Here is a 17,121-nt window from a genome sequence, read left to right on the forward strand (position 1 = left end):
CTAATATTAGGAAACTAAAAAATATTCCGATGAAAACAAAACTGCAGAACCTCGCCTATCCTAAGCTGAAATCGGTTTACAATTATCAGCAAGTTAAATCAGACAAACGCACCCCCGACACTGACCCAATAACGGTTACTGTGGCAACGGTCTCGCATATTTTTCTCAATAAATAGATTGCTAAATCATACGCTTTAGCGCTTGCTAACCTAATGTATTAAATGCCGGAAATCACTTTCCGGCTTTTGCATTTTCCGGTCTTCACAGCATTCACTTTAATAACAAATAATACCAACAGTTTATGAAAAGATTGATTACGTGCCTTTTAGCAATAACTGTTTTCACCATCTCTTGTAAAAAGGATAATAACAGCGTAACACCGCCAATCCCAACAACGGGTACAAAAATAGCGCCCGATGGCTTCACTTTTAGTACTTCAAACACAGTGTCTCTAAGTTTGACGTTGCTTGACAATAGTGACAACCCGCTTAAAGGTGTGGTGGTAAGTGTTTATCCTGCTAGCGGAGCTGCTGCAGGCACTGCGTTGTTTAAAGGTGTAACCAACCAGCAAGGCGTACTCACGGGCAAAATAGTGGTTCCTGCATATTTCACTCAACTCATCATAGACCCGTCTTATATTGGTTTACTGCATAATGCCGTTGCAAACATTAACAATGGCAGCGTTACTGCAACAATAGGCGGCCGTGCAGGCTACAGCGGTGACATTGTACCGGCCTCTATAAACAATTCGCCGTCACTGACAACCAATTCTACCAGACAAGTAAATGGACTATTGGGTGCTGATTATATTTATCCAACAGGTTATACTTCATCAACGGCATTTGCAAGCCCTACAAATCAAGGCAAACCCGCGTATTTGGAAGCAACCGGCGACAATGTACCGGCATCGCTGCTTTCTTACATAAATGCGTCGCTGCCTGAAAACGTAGCCGTTACCACAAATCACCCGGAATATATTTCATCTTCCGCGGTTCATACACTTAATGTTACTGCTAAATCTGACGTGTATGTCACCTTTGTTTCTGAAGGTGCTGATTATCAAAATACATTAGCATATTATACCTACAACACCAGTAACCCGCCATCTTCTGCAGGGGGCGGTACCCTATTGGGTGGTATTGACAAGATTACATACGTTTTTCCTAATGCTTCCGGCTATGGTTCAGGTGGTGGCCTTAAATCGGGCGACAAAGTTAAACTGGGCAATTTCGCCGCAGGCACAACTATCGCATTCGTTTTGATCCAAAATGGCTGGACAGGCAGCGGTGTAAATACTAATGCCACGAAATTTTATAGTCAGGATTCATTTAACCCCGAAAGTAGCTCATCACTTCGCCAACATAATGTCTGCTTGTATGATAATGTCCACAACCTTTTCGTCTTAGGTTTTGAAGACTTAAATAGGCAGAATGGTGGTTCTGATAATGATTTTAATGACCTGGTGATCTATGCGACAACAAATCCAACCGGAGGCATATCTGCTACAGGCGTCGCCGCGATAGACAATGGTGGCGATACTGATGGCGATGGTGTTATTGACGCGCTTGATGCTTATCCTAACGACCCGACGAGAGCGTATGTGGTTTATTATCCGTCAGCAAGTACGTATGCTACGCTGGCATTCGAGGATAATTACCCGTCTAAAGGTGACTACGATATGAATGACCTGGTGCTAAACTATCGTTACACCTTCACTAGCAACGCGCAAAACCAATTTGTAGACATGAAAGGCGAGTTTAACGTAGTTGCTGCGGGCGCGTCTTTCAAAAACGGCTTTGGCGTGCAATTACCTGTTCCGGCTGCTGCTGTAAGTTCCGTAACAGGGCAAAAGCAAGTGAGCAATTATATCACCTTTGCGGCTAACGGTGTCGAGGCAGGGCAAACCAACGCGGTAATTATACCGTTCGACAACTTCGATGCGGTAATTAAAAACCAGGATAATTCGTTCTTCATAAACACGCTTACCAACAAGGATAAGGTTACAGGCACACCTGTTAATGTAGCCGTGACCTTTGCTTATCCAATTACGGCCACAAACGTTTCTATCAATTCCATCAATCCATTCCTGATCAGTAATTTAAAACGTGGCTATGAAGTTCACCTGCCGGGTTATTTGCCGACAGACAAAGCAGATAAAACTCTTTTCGGTACAGCTGACGATAACTCTTCTGTAGCGGCATCAAGATATTATCTATCTAAAGAGAACTGGCCATGGGCAATCAGTTTCAGCCAGGCATTTACCTATCCGCTGGAGACTATACCGATTAACCAGGCATACCCGCACTTTACAGATTGGGCTGCAAGTGGTGGGACAACTTATACGGATTGGTATTCTAACACCTCATCGGGATTCCGCAATACAAGCAATTTATATACGAAATAAAAGATAGTTATCTGACCCAACCCAAGCCCTACTCAATTATTTGAGGGGGCTTTTTTATTTAAGCACAGTAATTTCTGTTCGCCGATTGAGTTGATGCTGCGCTTCTGTACAAGTGACCTCATCTGCGCATTGGTTTACCAGGTTGTTTTCGCCAAAGCTTGCTGTAATTAATCTACCGGGTTCAATCCCGTGATCGATTAGGTAAGCTTGCGCTGAGGCTGATCGCCGCTCAGACAAACCAACGTTATAATCCTTCGTAGCCCGCGAGTCGGTATAAGACGACAACTGCACTTTGATTTGGGGATTGCGGCTTAGGATAGCGACAACTTTGTCTAATTCTATAATTGCATCCGGGCGGATATTTGATTTGTCGAGATCATAATAAATGTTTGCCAGTACCAAACCCGGCGCAAAGCCCGTCTCATGTGGATTGGCCGGAGGCGGAGTAAATCTAAAGCTGTAAATGTCATCGCTTCGTCCGTCATCGCGGTTTGATGACAGATAACCATTTAACCCATCTCGGGTTACAAAGTAAAAGTCGTCTCGTGTGCTATTAACCGGATATTTTAGATTTTCGGATTTCGACCAATCATCGCCGCTACGTTCCGCTTTGTAAATGTCAAAACCGCCCATGCCCGGCAGCCCTTTAGATGAGTAATAAAGCGTGCCGGCGTTTATTACCGGAAACGCCTCTTCATCTTTAGTATTGATAATGCCCCCACAGTTCATGGGCTTACTCCATTTCCCGTCAGGTTGCTTTTTGCAAAACCATATATCAGTTTTACCCTGTCCACCAGGCATATCACTGGTAAAATAGATGGTGTTACCATCTAAAGATAAAGCCGCATGTCCAACTGAATATTCCTTGACGTTATTATACTCGAATGGCGTTAAATCACTCCAAATGTTATCTTTTAAAACAGCCGTGAACAATTGCAAGCGGCGCTCATATAGGCCTTGGCCGCTCATGTTACCGCGATGTACAGGAAGGCTTTTTTTTGAAACCGTTGTAGTTACCGTAATGTAAGCTGTGTCACCCATTGCTGTAAAAGCTATCGGGCCGATGTTGTAACTACCATTAAAGAATTTATTGTCTTTTACATCTATCAGCCACGGCTTAATTTCATTACCGGTAGCTCTATAAAGCTGCAAATAGCCGGCTCCTGTACGTTCGTAAATCCCGTTACTGCCTGAGCCACGGTCCGACACGAATGCAAAATCATCTTTCCCGTAAAAAGCTAACCCCCAATCGGACGCGTTTGAATCGAATCGCTCTGCAGGCTTTACCTCATAGCCGCTTTTTTCCGCTGCCCACTTTATCGCCGAATCACAATCAGCCAGTTTACGCACACGTGTGGCAGTGTCATTGGTAAGCGAATAGTATTTAATGTATTGATCCCTTGCTTCTTTTGGTTTGTTGTTGGCCAGCAAGGCTTCCGCGTAAAAATAGATGTTTTCTGAATTGGCTTTTGGATAGCGGGTAACATCACGGTACCACTCTTCGGCGTGACGGTAGTCATTTATCAACCTGTAGCAATCTGCTACGCGCTGTAACGCGACTAGTTGCGGGTTGCTTTTTGCGGCCAGTTCAAGATATAAAGGCAGGCATTTGGCGTATTCTTCACGTTCAAACATACGGTCGACCATTTGCTGTTTGGACAACTGCTCCTGCGCAAACAGTTTGTAAGAGCAGCCGACGATAAATAATGATAGGATTAAGATCTTTTTCATGTTAAAAAAATCTTGGGCTTAAAATAACCGGCCGCTTGCGAGCAATGGTGACACTCAAAGAAATTTCATGAGAACCACTTTGCGCGGTAGCCAGTTTACTCGTAGCGAAATCATACGAATAGCCGATCCTGAACCTTTCTGTCAAGCTGTATGCAAGTATTGCTGTTGCCATATCATTCTTATCCAGGCCGCTTTGCAGATTACTTTTCTTCCAGATAGTTACACCGGTACTATACGCGCCGCCTAACCAAAACCGCTTATCAAATATCAGAAAAGCCGCTGCATCGAGGTTGGTGGGTCCCTTAAAATCTTCTTTAATAAGAATAGATGGTTTCATGTCTATCAGCGGCGATATGTTCAGCATTAGCCCGGTAGTAAGGTACATCGTCCGTGCCTGATTTATAAATACATTATTGCTGTTATTGATGGGCAGCAAATTCAGCACAGATGCCCCTGCATAAAAAGAAGATGAATAGTAATACACCCCTAATCTAAAATCGGGTAGTAACTTAGTGCTGATTCCTGTCGGGATGTTGGCGTCTGTCATGTCTGAGGCGCTTAAAAGCGAACCATCGATACGGTACTGAACCAAGCCCGCACCAACGCCAAAGCTCAGGCGTTTGCTATCTAGGTCATCCAAACGGATGTGGTAAGCGTAGTTTAAATATAACGCCGAATTATTTTCGGGCCCTAACCTGTCGTTGGTCACCAAAATGCCCAAGCCCACGTTCTTTGAGTTACCCAAAGTGCCATCGGCAGAAATTGTGTTTGTTTTCGGTGCGCCGTCAAAACTTGTCCATTGCAAGCGGCTACTTATGTCTAAACGCCAGTCATCGCGATAACCTGCATAGGCAGGGTTTACTGCTAACCCGTTAAATACATATTGGCTAAACTGCACAGTTTGCTGTGCCGATGCGCTAAAGCGTAAGAGCAGTCCTATAAAGATGAGATGCAATTTTACCGCATTCATCTTTTTAAATAGATAAAGCCTTTAAAGGCGGTTACAGAGCCATCTAGATTGCGGCGGTTAAGCAAATAATAGTAAGTACCTTCAGCAAGGCCACTGCCATCCCAGGTGTTTGCATAGCTACCAGATCTATATACCTCATTGCCCCAGCGGTTAAATATCAATAGCTGACTCCCCGGGTAATTGGTAATTCCTGTAATTTCAAACGTGTCATTCTTGCCATCTCCGTTTGGCGTAAATACGGTAGAGATGCTTATTGCAGAGCTCAGCACATTTACCGCTACGGCAGCAGTACAGCCATTGGCATTGGTGAATACAAAATTGTACCTACCAATATTAGTCAAACCGGTTACGGTTGTTGAAATACTGGTACTGTTATTAATTACCGCGACAGATGGGTTGCCGCTTGCGGCACTCCAGGTGCCCGGCGTATTGGCGGTTAAGGTAACTGTGGCGCCCTGAATTACAGTTTGGTCAACTCCCGCATTCGGGGCGGCAGCGAAACTTACAGTACTTACTTTAACATTATTGCAACCAACGCCCGATGGTGGCGAATCACATTCTGCCTGCGCGTTTGTTGGCGGGGCTGCATCGGGATTGGTAGCGTCAGGGTCTGTTACGTCTGCCGGACGTAATATTGAAGCCGTCGCTACTAACGATCCGCCTGACGGAGAAGAAGACACAAGCCCTGTTATTGTAAAACGACGCGCCGCGCCGGCTGTCATATTCAGCTTAGCTGCATAAAGCGTTGCAGATGTTGATGTAGAACTGATAACCGATGTATCACTCAAAGATGTGCTGGTAACTACAACGCCATTTACAACCGATGGTATGTTGAAACTGAAAGTCGCTCCGTTTACAGCTGACGGCCCGGCGTTGGCAACATCTACCACATAAGTAACTTGCTGACCAACACAGCCACTGTTTGCCGTTACATTGGTGATCTGCAAGTCGCTTTCGCGCAATTTGAAACTAACGGTGCTGACTATGGGCAATCCGATAACATAGGTATAGGTATCTAAACTTTTGTTATTACCGAAATCTGTTTCATCTATAGGGTCATTCGTCGCGCTTCCCCATTTATGCCCGTTTGTAATACTGCTTACACCGGTTGCATTTTTTAGCGGGTTAGACGCCGTACCGATAGCTGATATTTGCGTATCATCCCAATAAACTGTATAGTCGGGACTATTGATCCCGTTAAGGCGTTTTAGAATGATGCCGTTTACATTTCTCTCCACATCAAAAAATGGAAAGTGTACCTCGGCGCTATATAAGGTAGTTGACACCGAAGCATTATAGCTGCTCAAACTTGCAGGCACTTTTTGTCCCTGCCCATCCAAACCATCCCAGGCAACAGAATTTGAACCGGCAGATACCACACCTGTTAGTTGCCTATCTATTGCGTCTGTGTAAATGCCGTTTTGATTTACGTCTATAGAGATCGTGTAAGTCCCGTTTGCTTCTGCTGTAAAGATGAAATTGCCACCCAATGGCGCTGTACCGCCTATCCCCGGTGTACCTTCAGTGCCGGTAAAATTTGCGGCACTTACCGCCGGAACAAAAGGTGTGTTCAGCAACCACGTAGATGACCCTCCCGGAGCGGGTGCCGTTGCAGGCAGATCAGCAGCCGGTAAATTGAAAAATATTTTATGCGTTATGTCTGTTTGTGTGTCGGCGGTGGTAGGATCTTGAATGTTTGGATTAGTAGTGCTGTTTACGCTTTGGTAAAGTGCCGCGCCGTTAGCGTTTCTAAAACCTTTGTTGTTGGCAAAAAAGGAAAAACCATTACCCGCCTGCCCGTTGTTGTTTAGGCTATATTGATAGCCGTCTTTTGTCAGGACGTATAGAACGGCATTAAAACCCACATCAAAACTACCCAGTATCCCTGAAAATATATTGGTAAATACCCTGCCGGGAATAAAAGCTGTATTTGCCTGGTTTCGCACCGAAACGTCGAACGCGGTTACATAAGACGCCGTAGGTTGTGACCAAGCTGCTGATGCTGCCACCGGCGTTGGGTTACCTGCCTGCGAAGATCCGTTTGTTGGTGATATAAAATCTATTTCCCATACTCCCGCCTGGTTAATTGCCGCCGTGATTGTATATGGTATGTAGCCCCCGGCATTGGGCAACGGGCCCGCCTGTTCCTGACTGCGATTATTTATCCGGCCGACCGTTGTATTGTTTCCGCTTGAGTACGTTAAGCCATCCGGCGAGCGCAAGTTAATTGTGCCGCTGCCAATACCCTGCGCACTCGAGCCCACGTTGATGGTCTCGCCTGCCTTGACGTAAACCTTCATGGTTCCCAGTGTGGCAAACGGAAAAGACTGGTTGCCAATAGTTGATGAAAGCAAATAAGCACGATTACCCCCGCTGCTCGTTAATTCCTTACTTCCTTCTGCCCAAACCGATTTTGAGGCCAGAAAGCAAAGCATCAGCAACCATTGAGACAGGCGCATCGATCTTTTGCAACAAGCTGGGAGCTTCAATTTATGAGGATTAGGTTATGCTAATTTGGTTACAAAGTAACCGTACGTAATATATGCCTTTTATTGCAAAATATATGATTTACAGGATAGTGGATGCCTTTATATCGACGAATGCAACACAATAAAAAAGCCGCTCTATATTAGAGCGGCCTAAAAATTAATATGTTATTGATATTTAAATGATTTGTCGGGGTGAGCAGGCACTGTTGGCGCCTCCACCGGATGGGTTTTAATTTCCTGCTTCAGATAATCTACTGCTTTAGATAATTGTGCGTCTTTGCCTTTAAAGGTCTCAAATGGCAAGTTATCTACCACAATATCAGGGTCAACTCCATGACCTTCAATCAGCCACTTGCCCTCGGGGCCAAAAACACCCATCTCTGCCGCGCTGGCAATACCGTTGTCAACCATGCGGTTATCTTGAGACAGCCAAATTTCGCCACCCCAGGTGCGCATACCTATCACTTTGCCCAGGCCTAATCTTCTAAAGCCTTCTACAATTGCTTCACCATCAGATGCAGATTGCTGGTCGCAAAGAATTACCATTGGCCCGCGGAAGGCATATTGCATATTCCAGGTTGGGCCGCCCGACCTGCTTTGCCAATACATCCAGGCTTTTCGCATCAGTTTTTCCAATACCCAGCTATCAATGTTTCCACCGTTATTGCCGCGCACGTCAAGGATCAACCCTTTACGGTTAAAGACAGGATAAAACTGCTTAGTAAAATCGTCCATATCGCTGCCGCCCATCGCGCGTAAATGCACGTAACCAATCTGGTCATCACTCATACTGTCAACTCTCATTCTGCGCGATAATTCCCACTCACTGTAACGCAGGTTTTGCGCATCGCGTGTCGAAAAAGGTTTTACTACCTGTTCGTAGCGCTTTTTGCCTTTGTCCTGCAAGGTTAATTTTACCGGGATGTTTACCTTGTTTGCTAATAATTCGCCAATGTCTTCTACATCGTTTACAGGCATATTGTTTACTGCGGTGATCACATCACCTTCTTTAATACGCAGCTCGGGTTTATCCAACGGCGAAGAAAATTCAAAATCAGGGTCGGACTTATAAATGTGCTCTATTTTATACCCTGCAGTGGTTTTATTTAGCTTAGCGCCTAATACACCGGTTTGGGTGCGGTCTTCTGCAACGCGCTTGTCGCCACCGCCAACAAAGGTGTGTAAAGCAGAAATTTCGCCAACCATCTGTCCCAAAAGGTCGTCAAGTTCATACCGGTCTGTCAGCCTTGGAACCAAGGTTTTATATTGGTCGCGCACAGCTACCCAATCAACCTTGTGTAAATCGCGATCATAAAAATAATCGCGCATCATGCGCCATGCATCATCAAACATCTCCTGCCAGTCGCACTGCGGTTCTATCGAGAAACTCCAATTGCTTAGCTCAACTTTACTTTTATCCAGATCAAGCTTCTGCCCGTCTGCATCGATCACAGCCAGGTTTCTATTGGTAAAATGCACCAGCACCTTTTTGCCATTTGCAGAAACGTCGAAGCCGCTTACAAATGACGCGATCTCTGTCGGGTCGTGCTTTTTACTTTCAATGATTTTCATGGCATATAACTTCCCGCCATTGTCTTCCCCTGCTACCCCGCTATCTAACCAATATATGTAACCATTAGCTATTGCAAGCCCGTTTATATTGGCGCTTTTAGTTGGCACTTTGTAAAGCGACTCTTTAGCCTTCGCCCAATCTATGCTTCCTGCCGGCATCACCTTTGGCCTAGTCTTATCTACCTTAACCGTTTTAGCCACACCCTCGTGCGTTACTGTCGTAAATACCGAGTCGGCTAGCCACGAATCTGTTTGTAAAAACGGAAACTTTGCTGCTGTATCTAATGCCATGGCGTAAATGTTAGCCGTTTGTGTATAGTAAGGCTCGGGCGCGCGTGAACCCCACGGAGATAAAACGCGAGATACCAGGTTACGCTCACTTACAAAAAACATCCATTTATTATCTGCAGACCAGACCGGACTATAACTATTTAATCTTGTAGTGGTCACAGGCGTCATTTTCATGGTGCGGGTATCAATTACTGCTATCTGCGAATTTAAATTCTCAATACTCTGAGAGATGTTTAAATATGTACTGTTGGGTGACCATGACATATCATTAGTACCTCCGTAGGCACCATCATGTTTAAACTTAACTTCGCCGGTAGCCACTTCTACAATGCGGATCACGTCGTTTTTATCATTTGTGGCAATGTATCTGCCGTTTGGCGAAACGGTAAAACTTGCTATCTGTGTTTTGCTGCCTTTGGTTAACTGTTTTGCTTCACCACTGCCATCGGCGTTGATCTGCCATATTTCGTATTCGCCGCTTTCGTCAGACAGTACAGCCAGGCTTTTGTTATTCATAAAATGTACATCGCGTACGCGGATGCCGCTCTTGCGGGATACTTCTACCCACCTGTCACTTTTAGCAGGCGAGACGAATACTCGACCGCGGCTCACGATAGCAACATAGTTGCCGTTAGGCGATATGTCTGAGTAGCTGATGCTGCTTACCGGGCTTTTTATCCATTTGGGCTTGCGCTGGTCAAAGTCGGATACCAATTTGATATCCAGCATTTTTTCTGCATTTGCAGTGATGTCATACGTCCAGATATCGGCGCCTTTTTGATAAACGATCGTAGAACCATAAACAGATGGCGTTTGTAAGTCCCATCCTTTTGAAAAGGTTTGTTGCTTTAAGTTTTTACCGTCCAGATCGATTGACCATAAGTTCATGGTGCCGTCCCGGTCGCTCAGGAAAAATATATGGCCGTTTACATACATCGGGCTGGTGCTGGTGCCATCAAAATCTGATGTGAGGCTTGCGGCTTCGTGCTTGCCGTCGAATTTCCAAAGCTGCTCTATGTAGCCGCCTTTGTAACGCTTGGTCTTGCTGCCTTGATTTTGAAAGCGGGTAAAATATAAGTTGCCTGCATCGTCATAAGTACCGATCGACGCCTGGGCTAATGGCACATTCTCTGACTTCAAGGTAACAGGGTCCAGTTTCATCAACTGCGGCGATGGGTACATGGAATTGATATTAGAACGATATAGAATCTTCCCGTCTTTTGTCCACCCCGAGATGAGGATGTTGGCCATGTTATACGTTAGGCGTTTTGGGACGCCGCCGTTGATATCCATAAGGTACACTTCTGATGAACCTTCATACTGACCCGAAAAAGCAATCTGTTTACCATCCGGCGAGATAGCCGGGTTTTGTTCAACACCATCATTTGTGGTTAAACGTGTTGATAGACCGGTATTGGTGTCAAATTTCCAAAGGTCTCCTTCAGCAGTAAATACCACCGTATTTTTGTAAATCGCAGGAGTGCGATAATATCCTTTCTGCTGCCCGAACGCGACAGATGCAGAAAATAACAAGCCTAATAAAAGCACAGGTTTGGTTGACATAAATTGCGTGATTAAGTCCCTAAAATAATAATTCCGGGTTATTATTTTAGATGCTTGCAGAAGATGGAAAAAAATCCGGTTACTTATTACGCTCTGTTGTAAAGCGCACCAATTGCTCAAGCCCCGTACGTGCATCGCCGGCCGGCAGTGTGGCTAATATGTCAAATGCTTCGTTCTGATATTTTTGCATTTGCGTTTCGGCATATTGCAAGCCGCCGCTATCTTTTACAAATTTTATGATGCGCGCAATTTTTGCGTTGTCATTATTATGATTCTTTACCAGACTGATGATTGCTTTCCGGTCGGAATTTGATGCTTTATTTAATGCATAAATGAGGGGAAGGGTCATCTTCTTCTCTTTTATGTCGATACCCAGTGGTTTGCCTACATCATCAGTCCCAAAATCAAACATATCATCTTTGATCTGGAAAGCTATGCCTGTTTTCTCACCGAATAGGCGCATTTTTTCTATCACTTCGTCACTCGCCCCGGCAGAGGCTGCGCCGCAGGCACAGCATGACGCGATAAGAGAAGCCGTCTTTTGGCGAATAACGTCATAGTATAATTCTTCGGTAATATCCAGGCGGCGTACCTTTTCGATCTGAAGCAGTTCGCCCTCACTCATTTGCCGCACCGCTTCCGAAACTATCTTTAGCAGGTTAAAGTCGTTATTTTTCAAAGAAAGCAGCAACCCTTTTGATAACAGGTAGTCACCAACCAAAACAGCTATCTTATTTTTCCATAAGGCATTGATAGAGAAAAATCCCCGGCGCTGGTACGAATTGTCTACCACGTCATCATGCACCAACGTTGCGGTGTGCAAAAGCTCGACAAGCGCCGCCCCCCGGTGAGTTGCATCATTAATGCCGCCGCACATGCTGGCCGAAAAGAAAACGAACATTGGCCTTATTTGCTTGCCCTTGCGCTTTACAATATAATGGGTAATACGGTCGAGCAGCGGAACCTGGCTGTGCATAGATAGCCTGAATTTCTCTTCAAAGATATCAATGTCGGCAGCTATAGGTTTCTTAATCTCGTTAATGCTCAGCATTGATAAATTTATTTGCGCATATACTTTTTAGGCATGCGTGGCAAACTTAGCTAAAATTTTATTTTGCCCTTAATTCTTTGGCTCCATGTAAAGCGCATTCCAGCGATGTCCATCCAGGTCTGTAAAGGCGCAGCCATACATCCAACCCTGTATTTCTGCCGGTGGTGCAAAAACATGCCCACCTGCTGCGGTTACATTCTGGGCTACTTCACCAACCGCCTCACGGCTATTCACGTCAAAAGAGATCATGATCTCTGATGCTGTAGCGGTATCCACCAAGCCGTTTTGAGTAACGTTTTTAAACGCCTGGTTCTCGAAAAGCATAACCGCTACCTTTTTCGTGCCTACGATCACTACCCCGGAATTGGCGGTATTGCCCGGAGTATCCGGCGTATCAAATCCTATTGCTTTAAAAAAGGCACGGGCCTTCGCTACATCTGCTACCGGCAGGTTAAGCCACAGTTCTTTTGTCATGGTATTTTATTTAGGTGATTAGATAGTCAAAGATAATAGGTTGCCTAATGTGGTTTACTGTGTATTACCGACAAATGCAAGGTTAAATACGACACTAATTAAACAAAAAAGCGCCCTTTGGGGCGCTTAAATATGTAAAGCTCGATATTATTTAAACGGCGGCCTTGTTGGTGTTGTAGGCGTTGGATTAGTTGGTGTAGGGGTATTAGGTGTTGGATTGGTTGGTGTTGGTGTAGGACTTGGGTTTGGCATTGGATTAGGCGTAGTCGGATTGGTCGGCATTGGCGACGGCGACGGATTTGTTGGTGTTGGGTTTGTCGGGGTCGGGTTGGTTGGCGTCGGCCTGTTTGGTGTTGTTGGTGTTGGCCTGGTCCGTTTCTTTTGTGACGGAACGGTATCCGCTGCTAATGTTTTTTTGGGGCCATTATTTGTGGTAACAGTGTTAGTTTTTGCGCTTGCTACGCTTAATGTTAATATGGCTGCTGCCATTACAATGATTTGCTTTTTCATGATGATTCTATTAATTGGTTTAACAATTTAACTACAAAGCAAAACGCGGGTTGTTTTAGATGGATGTGGAAGCGTCACGAATTACTTACCCCGATTTTGGGTAAATAATTACCCCATGACAGATTTATTTTTGTTTTAATTTATTTTTGTTCTTATAAAGATAATTTATAACTTAGCTGTGCGGAAAGGAAGTAGTAAACCCTGACCGATAAAACCCAGAAACAAAACCCTTAGTGCAAGGCATTAAGGGTTTTTGCTTTTATGCCACCTTTTGGTATAACATTCTTTAGTCCTACCTTTAAGCATGGAAGCGAACTACCTGCAAAGCGTCAAGAAACAGTTTGAATATTACAAGATGCTGGGCGAGAAAACCTTTGCCCAGGTAAGTGATGATGCACTATTTTGGCAGTACAATACAGAAAGCAACAGCATAGCCACAATTGTAAAACACCTTTGGGGTAATATGCTCTCGCGGTGGACCGACTTCCTGACCAGTGATGGTGAAAAGGACTGGCGCAATCGCGACGCAGAATTTGAAAATGACATCAGCAGTCGCGAAGAGCTGCTACAAAAATGGAATGAAGGCTGGACTTGCCTCTTTAATGCGCTTGAAACCGTTAATGCAGATAATTTAAGCGCTGATATATACATCCGTAATCAGGCCCATAGTGTAACGGAAGCGATTAACCGCCAGCTGGCACATTACCCCTATCATGTAGGTCAAATTGTTTTTATAGGTAAGATGGTTGCGGCTGAAAAATGGGAATCGTTGTCAATTCCGAAAGGTAATTCAGGTGCATATAACAGCGAGAAATTCGCGCAGCCCAAACACCGCGAACACTTCGCAGACGAATACCTTAAAAATCCGAACGAGAATTTATAAATTATACCTTCTTAACCGCATCTGCCAAATCTTTCATGGCAGGGGCTTTTTCCCAGGTTTTAACCAGTTTACCGTTTCGGCCATACAGGGCTATAAAAGGTGTAGTTTTTATATGGAAATATTGCTGCACCTCATAGGTGTACCCTTCTGTGCCAACAATGAAATTAGGGTAAGCGGCTAAGCCATAGTTGCGGCGAAAATCTTGCAATGAGCGTAACTGGTTTACAAATGTGATCATCACCACTTGTGTGTTTTTAAAGTCCTTCATGTAAGGCTTCATCTCCATCATCATGTGCTGGCAATGTGTACAGTCGGGCGAGAAATAAATAAACAGCACGGGCTTGTTCTTTTTAAGGTCTGCCGCTGTCAGTTTAACGCTGTCGGTATTAAGAATATGGAAGTTCGGGATATTCTCAATTCCGCCTGTTTGCGCATTGGTGCAAGCTGTGATTAAAACGAAGGCGCAAAGGGTTAATATTTTTTTCATGTTATGCATTTGCTGGGGCTTCTAATAATTCTACCTGCCAAGCTACGTGTTCTTCTGTTACCGGGAAAAGTGCGTTGTGCCTTACAGTTTGATAAACAGCGTCAAATATATCATTATAATTTCCACGCTCAGAGGGCACAAGTTCAGTTTGTTGTTCTGTATCAGACGACATCAGGTACAGCTTACCTTCACTACCTGGTTTTTCTATTCCATAAGCCGGGTCGGTTGGCTTCATACCGGCCATTAGCTGAGCTTCCTGTACATCATCGCGTCCTTTTACAAAGCTGCCCAAAGTGCCGTGAACCACTGATGACTCTAAACGCTTTGCCACCATCAAGCTACCGGTTAAGAACACATTCAATCCGTTAGGGTAATTCAACCTGAAACTAAAGTAGTCATCCACCTGCGATCCCGGCCGATGGGTGGATTTTACTTTATCAAAGTTTAGCGGCTTGCCAAACAATACAATAGCTTGGTCAATTAAATGCGGTCCAAGATCATACGTTAGCCCATTCGCGGCATATCCTTCGGTTTCTTTAAATATTTTTTGTCCAAGTGTTAAACGATATCGATCATAACGTAAGTGCACCTCAACCAGTTCACCCAATCGGCCGCTCTCGACCACAGACTTAACTGCCATAAACTCGCTGTCGTAACGGCGGTTTTGGTAGATTATTAAGTGTTTGCCTACACGTTTACTTATGTCAAACAGCTCCTTAACTTCTTCGCTTGTAGCAGCTGCAGGTTTTTCCAGTAGCACATGCTTGCCGGCAATGAGCGCTTCTTTGGCTAACTGGTAATGCGTGTAGCTCGGTGTATTTATAACCACCAATTCTATCTCATCGTCATTTAAAATTTGGGTTACATCATCGTAACTTAATACATCCGGATAGCTTTCATGCGCGATCTTATTGTGCCGCTCAACAACCGCTTTAAATTTAAAATGCGCATTTGTAGCCAGGAACGGGGCATGAAATAATTTGCCAGACATGCCATATGCCAGCAAACCGGTTACTATTGGGTTATTCATAAATAGTTGGGTAGTGATGGTAAAAGTGTGAAGATAACAACCATTTGAGATTTTTTGTGAGGCGTTATTATCATAAAAGTTTCTATTTTTGGGCATCAATTATAAATCGATATGGAATTTCCTGCCGAACTAAAATACACTAACGACCACGAGTGGGTACGCGTTGAAGGTAGCACTGCCGTTATTGGCATAACAGAATTTGCGCAGCGCGAATTAGGTGACATTGTGTTTCTTGAAAACCCTTCTGTTGGTGGTACCATTACCAAAGGCGAAGTGTTTGGTACTATCGAGGCAGTGAAAACAGTTTCAGATCTTTTTGCGCCTGTTACAGGCACAGTTGAAGAGGTTAACCCGCAAACCGAATCGAACCCAGAGTTAGTGAACAGCGATCCTTACGGGAATGGCTGGATCATCAAGGTAACACTTGAAAATTCCGGAGAAGTAGATACACTGCTTTCAGCTGATGAGTACAAAGCCTTGGTTGGCGAGTAATTATTAGTTCCTTCAGGTTAAGACATCAGATCTTTCCATGCATTCGCGGTAAATCATCGTAATTGTTTACTTTGATAAATGCGAGACAATAAACTCACATGGCGTAATTGGGCTAAGGCAGCTTTGTTGCTTGTGCCGCTATTGCTGCTCACATTGGCGCAGCCTGCGCCAAACTTTATCGAACGTTTTTATAGCGAAGGCTTATATAAAGGCGTAAGCAGTATACTGCACTTTCTTTTTAGCTGGGTTCCGTTTAGCATAGGCGATATTTTCTACATTGCTGTGATCGTCAGCAGTGTCATTGCCGTTATTGTGACAATACGTGCCGCCATTCGGAAAAACTTCTGGTTGGCAGGAAAAACATTGTTCAGGCTTGTGATTAGTACTGAGCTATTGATCATCGTGTTCTACCTTTTTTGGGGATTAAATTACTCCCGCCCGCCCGCTGCTGAGCTACTTAGTTTACAAGACACGTCTTATACGTTAAGTGATGTTAAAAATGTAACCGGAATGATCATCGATAGTGTAAATAAAACGCGTTCCCGGATAAACATTGCAGACCTGGAAACTAGCGACGACAGCATCTACACCACCTCAGCAGAAGCTATAAGAAATATTGCACCTATTTCAAGTAAGTTCAAGGTATACCTGCCGGCGGTCAAGTCGTCATTGTTATCACCCTTATTGAATTACATGGGTACGTCGGGGTATTTTAATCCCTTTACCGGTGAAGCGCAAGTCAACAGACTGATGCCCGTATTTGATAAGCCATTTACGGCCTGCCATGAAATGAGCCATCAAATGGGGTTCGGTCGGGAAGATGAAGCAAATTTTGTGGGATACCTGGCAGGAGTCAATAGTAAAAATGAGCTGCTAAAGTATTCGGCATATTATGAAGCAACAATTGAGTTTTTGCGGTACTTGCATCGTCGCGACACCACCTCTTACAAACTATTAAAGTCGATGTTAAGCGATGCTGTAAAGCACGACCTTAAAACAGACAGCTTGTATTGGACCAGGTATAGCGGGCCCTTAGGCGATATGAGCGGCAGGTTTTACGATAGCTTTTTAAAGGCCAATAAACAGCCCGCAGGCTTGCGTACTTACAACCGCATGATACGGCTTACTATGTCGTGGTATAAAAAACGAGGGATATACTAACTCCGCTAATCCG

At 44.5% G+C, this 17,121-nt stretch carries 14 protein-coding genes; 5 read left to right on the forward strand and 9 right to left on the reverse strand.

The features are described from left to right. Nucleotides 1–29 precede the first annotated feature (29 nt). Both GO620_RS12035 and GO620_RS12040 read left to right on the forward strand, forming a co-directional pair. Nucleotides 30–176: a hypothetical protein gene (locus GO620_RS12035; protein WP_157525606.1), complete on the forward strand. Its 147-nt coding sequence runs from the start codon at nt 30–32 to the stop codon at nt 174–176. Between the two features lie 125 nt (nt 177–301). Further along, on the forward strand, nt 302–2,404 hold the full coding sequence (locus GO620_RS12040) for an LruC domain-containing protein (RefSeq protein WP_157525607.1): 2,103 nt from the start codon (nt 302–304) through the stop codon (nt 2,402–2,404). 54 nt (nt 2,405–2,458) lie between these two features. On the opposite strand, the gene GO620_RS12045 is transcribed toward GO620_RS12040, so the two are convergent. The 7 genes from GO620_RS12045 to GO620_RS12075 form a co-directional block, all read right to left on the reverse strand. Further along, a complete protein-coding gene (locus GO620_RS12045) occupies nt 2,459–4,135 on the reverse strand; it encodes an OmpA family protein (RefSeq protein ID WP_157525608.1) in 1,677 nt (558 codons plus the stop codon). Between the two features lies 1 nt (nt 4,136). After that, the gene (locus GO620_RS12050; RefSeq protein WP_157525609.1) at nt 4,137–5,105 is read right to left on the reverse strand and encodes a PorP/SprF family type IX secretion system membrane protein; all 969 of its coding nucleotides are present in this window, start codon (nt 5,103–5,105) and stop codon (nt 4,137–4,139) included. Next, nucleotides 5,102–7,564 (reverse strand): T9SS type B sorting domain-containing protein, encoded by a 2,463-nt coding sequence (locus GO620_RS17235; protein ID WP_157525610.1) that lies wholly within the window; start codon nt 7,562–7,564, stop codon nt 5,102–5,104. Before GO620_RS17235 ends, GO620_RS12050 begins: the two co-directional genes overlap by 4 nt. Before the next feature lie 195 nt (nt 7,565–7,759). Continuing rightward, complete coding sequence (locus GO620_RS12060) at nt 7,760–11,020, reverse strand: S41 family peptidase (protein ID WP_198173575.1); 3,261 nt, start codon at nt 11,018–11,020, stop codon at nt 7,760–7,762. Nucleotides 11,021–11,099: 79 nt separating this feature from the next. Continuing rightward, nucleotides 11,100–12,071 carry a polyprenyl synthetase family protein gene (locus GO620_RS12065; RefSeq protein WP_157525612.1) on the reverse strand — a complete coding sequence of 324 codons (972 nt, stop codon included), beginning with the start codon at nt 12,069–12,071 and terminating at the stop codon, nt 11,100–11,102. Between the two features lie 69 nt (nt 12,072–12,140). Next, nucleotides 12,141–12,545 (reverse strand): VOC family protein, encoded by a 405-nt coding sequence (locus tag GO620_RS12070; protein ID WP_157525613.1) that lies wholly within the window; start codon nt 12,543–12,545, stop codon nt 12,141–12,143. A 147-nt stretch (nt 12,546–12,692) separates the two neighbouring features. Then, nucleotides 12,693–13,055, reverse strand: a complete 363-nt coding sequence (locus GO620_RS12075) for a hypothetical protein (protein WP_198173576.1) — start codon at nt 13,053–13,055, stop codon at nt 12,693–12,695. Between the two features lie 304 nt (nt 13,056–13,359). On the opposite strand from GO620_RS12075, the gene GO620_RS12080 reads away from it, so the two are divergent. Continuing rightward, nucleotides 13,360–13,938, forward strand: a complete 579-nt coding sequence (locus tag GO620_RS12080) for a DUF1572 domain-containing protein (protein ID WP_157525614.1) — start codon at nt 13,360–13,362, stop codon at nt 13,936–13,938. A gap of 1 nt (nt 13,939) precedes the next feature. Here GO620_RS12080 and GO620_RS12085 read toward each other — a convergent pair whose 3' ends face one another. Both GO620_RS12085 and GO620_RS12090 read right to left on the reverse strand, forming a co-directional pair. Beyond that, entirely contained in the window at nt 13,940–14,425 is a 486-nt protein-coding gene (locus tag GO620_RS12085; protein ID WP_198173577.1) for a TlpA family protein disulfide reductase, read from the reverse strand. 1 nt (nt 14,426) lies between these two features. Next, on the reverse strand, nt 14,427–15,455 hold the full coding sequence (locus tag GO620_RS12090) for a Gfo/Idh/MocA family protein (RefSeq protein ID WP_157525616.1): 1,029 nt from the start codon (nt 15,453–15,455) through the stop codon (nt 14,427–14,429). 111 nt (nt 15,456–15,566) lie between these two features. Here GO620_RS12090 and gcvH point away from each other — a divergent pair, with 111 nt between their 5' ends. Then, complete coding sequence (gene gcvH, locus GO620_RS12095) at nt 15,567–15,947, forward strand: glycine cleavage system protein GcvH (protein WP_157525617.1); 381 nt, start codon at nt 15,567–15,569, stop codon at nt 15,945–15,947. Nucleotides 15,948–16,025: 78 nt separating this feature from the next. After that, nucleotides 16,026–17,108: a DUF3810 domain-containing protein gene (locus GO620_RS12100; RefSeq protein WP_157525618.1), complete on the forward strand. Its 1,083-nt coding sequence runs from the start codon at nt 16,026–16,028 to the stop codon at nt 17,106–17,108. The last annotated feature ends 13 nt before the right edge of the window (nt 17,109–17,121 follow it).

It is taken from the genome of Mucilaginibacter ginkgonis (assembly GCF_009754905.2).
Taxonomy (GTDB): Bacteria; Bacteroidota; Bacteroidia; order Sphingobacteriales; family Sphingobacteriaceae; genus Mucilaginibacter; species Mucilaginibacter ginkgonis.